Here is a 7,011-nt window from a genome sequence, read left to right on the forward strand (position 1 = left end):
GAGCGGGGCCTTGCCTGGATCACGATGCGGCCGGGGTCACCACTTGTAGGCGATTCGCCCGTACACGTACGCCCCGTTGAAGCCGGTCGGCGACTGGCTGCTGTACGGGAACTGGTTGTGGTTGGCGTTGGCCGGGATGGTGCGGTCCGGGTACTCGTCCAGCAGGTTGTCCGCGCCCAGGGTCAGCGTCCACTGGTCGCTGGGCTTGAAGCTGGCCGAGGCGTCGACCGTCCACGTGTCTCCATAGACCTGGTCGAGGGCGGGGTCGCCGCTCTCGCTCACGCGGGTAGTGAACTCGCCGTAGCGGGTGGCGCCGAGGTTGAACGCCCAGCGCGCGAGGTTCCAGTTGGCGCCCAGCGTGATCTTGTCGCGCGGGAAGCCTTCCTCGATCCGGCCCTGCTCGTCGCGGCCCACGCGCCAGAACGTGGCGCCCAGTTCGTTGAGCACGTCCGGGTTGGGTGCGATGCGCGTGATCTCGGTCTTGTTGTAGTTGTAGCCGGCGGTGAAGGTGAGCGTGCCGCTGTCGAGCGCGACGTCGTAGCTGCCGACCACGTCGATGCCGCGGGTGCGGGTGTCGATCGCGTTGTTGAAGTAGCGCAGCGCGGTGACGCCGTTGATGCCCAGGTCCTCGAGCAACTGCTGCGCGGCCGGGTTTTCGCCCACCAGCAGGTTGGACGACAGCACGATGCGGTCGTCGATCTCAATCTGGTAGGCGTCGATGGTCACGTACAGCCGGTCCACCGGCTGCAGCACCAGGCCCAGGCTGTAGGACAGCGAGGTCTCGGCCTGCAGGGGCTCGGCGCCCAGCGCGCGCGCGGCGGGGCTGGTGGCGGGGAAGGTGCCCGAATCGAAGAAGCGGTCGAGCGCGCCGTTGTAGTTCGAGGTCACCACCTGGTAGTGCTGCTGCGACAGCGACGGCGCGCGGAAGCCGCTGGCCACGGTGCCGCGCAGCGCCACCGCGTCGCTGAAGGCGTAGCGCGCGGAGAGCTTGCCTGAGGTTTCGCTGCCGAAGTCACTGTAGTCCTCGTAACGGCCTGCGATGCCGGCGGAGAACCTGTCGGTGAAGTCGGCCTCCAGCCCTGCATACACGGCATAGCTGTCGCGGTCGAAATGGCCGGAGTTGGTGGGCGTGAAGCCCTGGAAGCCCTGCGCGCCGCCGTTCTCGTACGAGGCCGGCTCGCCCGGCGACTGGTTCCACTTCTCGCGCCGGTATTCGGCGCCGAACGACAGCGTCGCCGGATAGGCCAGGCCCCAGTCCAGGGTCTTGGTCACGTCGGCGTTGAGCACGTTCTGGGTGTACTCGAGCGCGCCGTCGTAGAAGCTCGACGGGCTGGCGGTGCCGAGGCTGTAGTTGATCGTGTTCGCGGTCTTGAAGCCGATGTGGTTGTAGCCGTAGTTGTAGCTGACGTCCCAGTTCCAGCCGGCGTCGTTGCCGCCCTTGAGGCCGGCGACCAGCGAGCGGTCCTGCGACAGCATCGCGATCTCCGGCACGTAGCCGTCCGGGTAGACCTGCGCCAGCAGCGCGCCCTGGCCGCTGTGGTTGGGCGAGCGATAGAAGGCGAAGGAGGTGATGTCGCGGTTGCTGGCCGCGGCCGTGGCGTAGGCGCTGACGCTGTCGCTGAAATCGAAGCCGGCGTTGGCCGAGACAGCGGCTGCGTCCACCTTCGGGTCGCCATAGATGTATGCCACTTCGCCCAGGCCGGGGTTGTTGCCCTGGTCGGGCAGGGTGCCGGGGGTGAACGGCTGGAACGGACCGGCGCGATTGGTCTCGTCCTGCTGGGTGAGCTGTCCTGCGAAATGGACGAAGCCGCGGTCATCGCCGAAGCGCAGGCCGGTGTCGCCGGAGAGCTGGAACTGGGCGCCGTCGCCGGCCGAGAACTGGCCGAAGTCGGCCGCCAGGCTGCCGCCGGTTTCGCTGCCCTTGAGCACGATGTTGACCACGCCGGCGATGGCGTCGGAGCCGTACTGCGCGGACGCGCCGTCGCGCAGGACTTCGACGCGCGAGATGGCGGAGACCGGGATCGCGTTGAGGTCAACCGCCGAGGAGCCGCGACCGATGCTGCCGTTGACGTTGAGCAGCGCCGAGACGTGGCGGCGCTTGCCGTTGACCAGCACCAGCACCTGGTCGGGCGACAGGCCGCGCAGCTGCGCCGGGCGGATCGCGCTGGTGCCGTCGGTGACGGCCGGGCGCGGGAAGTTCAGCGAAGGCAGCGCGCGCGCCAGCGCGGTGGCCAGCTCGGTGGTGCCGGTGGCCTGCAGCGCCTCGGGGGTGAGGATGTCGATCGGCGACTGCGACTCGGCCACGGTGCGGTCGCTGACGCGGGTGCCGGTGACGATGACGGTGTCGAGGGTGTTCGCGTCGCTCCTGGCGGGGGTGGACTCCGCTTCTTGGGCAAGGACGGGGCCGGCGGCGAGCGAGGCCAGCAGTGCGATCGCGAGCGGCGACAGGGACGGGTGGGGGCGCATGGCGGCATCCTTGGATCGAGGGGGAGACTGCGGTTTAACACGCACGTAACGTCGCTGCAATCTCAACATCCGCATGAAGCGATAATTCCATTTCCGGAACGCTGGCAGGCAGTTGCAGGAGCCGCTTCAGCGGCGAGCTTTTTGCTCTCTCTCCTGCAAAGGCAGGAGGTAGGGAGGCGCGCTTGCGAGTCGGCGGCTCGCGCGCTGCCGAACGCCTCGCCTGTGCTGGCCGGCCGGACGGGTTGGAGAGGACTGCCTCAACGCGTGCGTGGAGATCCCCTCCCAACCTTCCCTGCCGTCGCAGGGGGAGGGCAACTGCAAAAGCTCGCGGCTGAAGCCGCTCCTACCAAGGCCGGATCGGTCGCGCATGTGCGGCGCCTTGTAGAATGCGCGCCCCATGATCGCCTTCAAGAATTTCGCCCTGCGGCGCGGCGAGCGCCTGCTGCTGTCCGATGTCGACCTCGCCCTGCACGCCGGCTGGCGGGTGGGCGTGGTCGGACGCAACGGGACCGGCAAGTCGAGCCTGTTCGCCGCCATCCGCGGCGAGGTCGAGGCCGACCGCGGCGACATCGACGTGCCCAACCGCGTACGCATCGCCAGCATCGCGCAGGAGATGCCGTCGCTGCCGGATGCGGCGATCGACTTCGTGATCGGCGGCGACGCCGCGCTGGCCGGCGCGCTCAGGGCCGAGGCCGACGCGCTCGCCGCCGAGGACTGGGAGGCGGTGGCGCAGGCGCACCACCGGCTGGAAGAGGTCAACGGCTACGACGGCGCCGCGCGCGCGGGCAAGCTGCTGCACGGGCTGGGCTTCTCGGCCGAACAGCAGCAGCACGCGGTGGCGACGTTCTCCGGCGGCTGGCGCGTGCGCCTGAACCTGGCGCGCGCGCTGATGACCCCCAGCGACCTGCTGCTGCTCGACGAGCCCACCAACCACCTCGACCTCGACGCGGTGCTGTGGCTGGAGCAGTGGCTGCTCCGGTATCCGGGCACCCTGTTGCTGATCAGCCACGACCGCGAGTTCCTCGACAACGTCAGCACCCACACCCTGCACCTGCAGGGCGGCGGCGCGAAGCTGTACGTGGGCGACTACACCGCGTTCGAGCGCCAGCGCGCCGAGCAGCTGCGCCAGCAGCAGATCGCGCACGACAAGGAACAGGTCGAGCGCGCCCACCTGCAGAGCTTCATCGACCGCTTCAAGGCCAAGGCCAGCAAGGCCAAACAGGCGCAGAGCCGAATGAAGCGGCTGGCCAAGCTGGCCGGCACCGAGGCGGTGCGCGCCGAGCGCGAGATGCGGATCGAATTCCCGGCGCCGGCGCGGTTGCCGCATGCGCTGCTGCGGTTGAACCACGCCGATTGCGGGTATGCCGCTTTGGAACCCTTCCCTTCAAGAGGAGCGCAGTCCGCGCAAGAACCCTCCCCTTCAAGGGGAGGGCAGGGTGGGGATGGGGTTCCCCGCGGTGAAGAACATCGCGTGCAACCAGGCGAAACCCATCCCCTCCCGAACCCGTCCGGCCCGGCGCAGCGCGCCGTGCGTTCGGCCGGCCTGCGCGGCGATGCCGCGCAAGCAGGCCGACCTCACCCCCTTGAAGGGGAGGGAGCCAAGAAGATGGAGGGGGTCACCATCCTCCACGACGTCGGCTTCGGCCTCGAAGCCGGCGACCGCATCGGCCTGCTCGGCGCCAACGGCGCCGGCAAGTCGACGCTGGTCAAGACGCTGGTCGGCGAACTCGAACCGCTGTCGGGCGAGCGTTACGCGCATCCGGACCTGCGCATCGGCTACTTCGCCCAGCACACGGTCGAAGCCCTGCGTGCCGGCACCTCGCCGATCGACCACCTGCGCGAGCTGTCGCCGGACGCGCCCACGCAGGCCTTCCGCGACTTCCTCGGCAAGTGGAACTTCCCCGGCGACCGCGCGTTCGAGAGCATCGACGCCTTTTCCGGCGGCGAGCGCGCGCGGCTGGCGCTGGCGCTGATCGCGTGGAAGCAGCCCAACGTGCTGCTGCTCGACGAGCCCACCAACCACCTCGACCTGGACATGCGCGAGGCGCTGGCCGAGGCGCTCAGCGACTTCGACGGCGCGATCGTGCTGGTCTCGCACGACCGGCATCTGATCGGCCTGGTCAGCGACACCTTCTGGCGCGTGCACGACGGCGTGGTCGAACCCTTCGACGGCGACCTGGACGAGTACGCCGCGTGGCTGCGGGCGCGCCCGGCCGATGCGCGCGGCAGTGGCTCGCGGCCGTCCGGGCAGGCGGCGCCTGCCCCCGAACCGGCACCCGCGAAGGGTCCGAAGCCGCCCAGGGTCAACCCGCACAAGCTGGCCCAGGCCGAATCGCGGGTCGAGGCGCTGGCCGCGGAGCTTGCTGAGGTCGAGTCCAGCCTCGCCGATCCCGATGCCTACGCCGACGGCGGCAAGCGCGTCGCCGGACTCGGTGTGCGCCAGGCCGAGCTGCGCGCGCGGATCGACGCCGCCGAAGCCGAACTGCTGGCGCTCTACGACGCGAGCTGACATTGGCCGTGCCCCTTCTCGGCATCCACACGCCGCGCGGTGATAATCGCGTGCCCGCCGACAGCGGCGGCAGGACCGGACGGTGCCGGCACACGGGACGCGCATGAACCAAGAGTTGATCTACCTGCTGTTGATCTTCGGCCTGCTGGTGATCCCGCGGGCCCTGCAGCGCTTCAAGATTCCCGCGCCGATCACCTGCCTGGTGTTCGGCATCGGCGCGATGCTGGCCTGGGGCGCGAAGACCCACGACCCGGTCGTGGCACTGCTGTCCACGCTCGGTATCTCCTCGCTGTTCCTGTTCGCCGGCCTCGAGGTCGACCTGCGTGCGCTGCGGCGCGGGCTGTGGCCGCTGCTGACCCACCTGGCCATCCGGATGGCCACCCTGACCGGTGCGGCCTGGCTGGCCTGGCACTACCTGGACCTGGGCTGGCAGGCCGCCGGCCTGCTGGCGCTGGCGCTGCTCACGCCATCGACCGGCTTCATCCTCGACACGCTCGAACGCCTGGGCCTGGACGAGGAGGAGCGCTTCTGGGTGACCAGCAAGGCGATCGCTGGCGAACTGCTGGCGCTGGCGGCGCTGTTCGTGGTGCTGCAGGCGGGCGACCCCGTACAGCTGGGCGTGTCGTCACTGGCGATGCTGGCGATGCTGGTCGGTTTGCCGATGCTGTTCATCGCCTTCGGCCGCTGGATCGTGCCGCATGCACCCGGTTCGGAGTTCTCGCTGCTGGTGATGGTCGGTTTCCTGGCCGCGTTCATCACTTACAAGCTGGGTGTGTACTACCTGGTCGGCGCGTTCATCGCCGGCCTGGTCGCGCGCCTGCTGCGCATCCGCATGCCGCGGCTGGCCTCCAACGACAACATCCACGCGCTGCGGCTGTTCGCCACGTTCTTCGTGCCGTTCTACTTCTTCCACGCCGGCACCCTGATCTCGCGCGATGCGTTGAGCTGGGAAGCGCTGGGCCTGGGGCTGGTGATCACGGCGGTGGTGGTGCCGCTGCGGGTGGGCATGGTCTGGCTGCAGCGGCGGGTGCTGTTCCGCGGCGAACGCAACGGCAGCACGCTGCGGGTTTCCGTGGCGCTGGCGCCGACGCTGGTGTTCACGCTGGTGCTGGCGGAAATCCTGCACAGCCGCTTCGGGATTTCCGGCACGCTTTCGGGCGCGCTGATCCTGTACACCACCCTCAATACCCTGCTGCCGTCGCTGGTGCTGCGGATGCCGTTCGACGTCGATCCGATCGACGAGGGCTACGTCCATCCCGAGGATCGCAGGGCCGAGCGGCCGCCTGCGAAAAGCGTGCCGGTCGCGGCCCCCGATCGGGGCGCTTCGCGCGGCGCCTGAGCGGCGCGATTGCCGGCGCGGGGCCGGTCGGCTAGCTTGGCCGCATGAACATCCACATGCCGCTGCCGTTGCTTGCCGCGCTGGCGCTGTCGGCCTGCGCCACGCCGGCGCCGACGGCTGGAGAGGGTGCGCCCGCCGACGCCTTCATGGCCGCGCTTGCCAGCCACTGCGGCCAGGCCTTCGCCGGGCGCATCGTCGCCGACGAGCCGGCGACGTCCGGCCCGGACGCGTTTGCCGGCAAGGCGCTGGTGATGCACGTGCGCGGCTGTGACGACCCGGCGCGCGAGCTGCGCATTCCCTTCCACGTCGGCGACGACCGTTCCCGCACCTGGGTGCTCACGCGGACCGCTGACGGTCTGCGGCTGAAGCACGACCATCGCCACGCCGATGGCAGCGAGGACGTGCTGACCCTGTACGGCGGCGACAGCGCGGCGCCGGGCAGCGCGGTGCGGCAGGCATTCCCGGTCGACGCCGAATCGGTTGCGCTGTTCGAGTGGGAAGGCTCCGACGCCTCGGTGACCAACACCTGGGCGATAGAGGTCGAGCCGGGCGAGCGCTTCCTCTACGAGCTTTCGCGCCCGGGCGGACGCCTGTTCCAGGTCGAGTTCGACCTGTCGCGCCCGGTCGACCTGCCGCCACCGCCGTGGGGGAGCCAGGTGCTCTAGGCACGGCCAGCCCCGTCGCCGAGATCCTGCCC

At 69.9% G+C, this 7,011-nt stretch carries 4 protein-coding genes and 1 pseudogene; 4 read left to right on the forward strand and 1 reads right to left on the reverse strand.

What is annotated here, in order from left to right:
* Positions 1 to 36: 36 nt before the first annotated feature.
* On the reverse strand, positions 37 to 2,466 hold the full coding sequence (locus ABD679_RS03280) for a TonB-dependent receptor plug domain-containing protein (protein WP_344758507.1): 2,430 nt from the start codon (positions 2,464 to 2,466) through the stop codon (positions 37 to 39).
* 397 nt (positions 2,467 to 2,863) lie between these two features.
* Here ABD679_RS03280 and ABD679_RS03285 point away from each other — a divergent pair.
* The 4 genes and pseudogenes from ABD679_RS03285 to ABD679_RS03295 form a co-directional block, all read left to right on the forward strand.
* Positions 2,864 to 4,693 (forward strand): annotated as a pseudogene (locus tag ABD679_RS03285) (ABC-F family ATP-binding cassette domain-containing protein); the annotation flags it as partial.
* Between the two features lie 90 nt (positions 4,694 to 4,783).
* On the forward strand, positions 4,784 to 4,975 hold the full coding sequence (locus ABD679_RS15665; protein WP_486341545.1) for an ABC transporter C-terminal domain-containing protein: 192 nt from the start codon (positions 4,784 to 4,786) through the stop codon (positions 4,973 to 4,975).
* A gap of 103 nt (positions 4,976 to 5,078) precedes the next feature.
* On the forward strand, positions 5,079 to 6,314 hold the full coding sequence (locus ABD679_RS03290) for a cation:proton antiporter (protein ID WP_344758509.1): 1,236 nt from the start codon (positions 5,079 to 5,081) through the stop codon (positions 6,312 to 6,314).
* A gap of 44 nt (positions 6,315 to 6,358) precedes the next feature.
* Complete coding sequence (locus ABD679_RS03295) at positions 6,359 to 6,979, forward strand: hypothetical protein (protein WP_344758510.1); 621 nt, start codon at positions 6,359 to 6,361, stop codon at positions 6,977 to 6,979.
* Positions 6,980 to 7,011 lie beyond the last annotated feature (32 nt).

It is taken from the genome of Luteimonas lutimaris (assembly GCF_039537065.1).
Taxonomy (GTDB): Bacteria; Pseudomonadota; Gammaproteobacteria; order Xanthomonadales; family Xanthomonadaceae; genus Luteimonas; species Luteimonas lutimaris.

Excerpts from the sequence above, each read along its gene's own strand:
- ABD679_RS03295 (WP_344758510.1), top strand. The coding sequence starts at position 6,359 with ATGAACATCCACATGCCGCTGCCGTTGCTTGCCGCGCTGGCGCTGTCG.
- ABD679_RS03290 (WP_344758509.1), top strand. The coding sequence starts at position 5,079 with ATGAACCAAGAGTTGATCTACCTGCTGTTGATCTTCGGCCTGCTGGTG.
- ABD679_RS03280 (WP_344758507.1), bottom strand. The coding sequence starts at position 2,466 with ATGCGCCCCCACCCGTCCCTGTCGCCGCTCGCGATCGCACTGCTGGCC.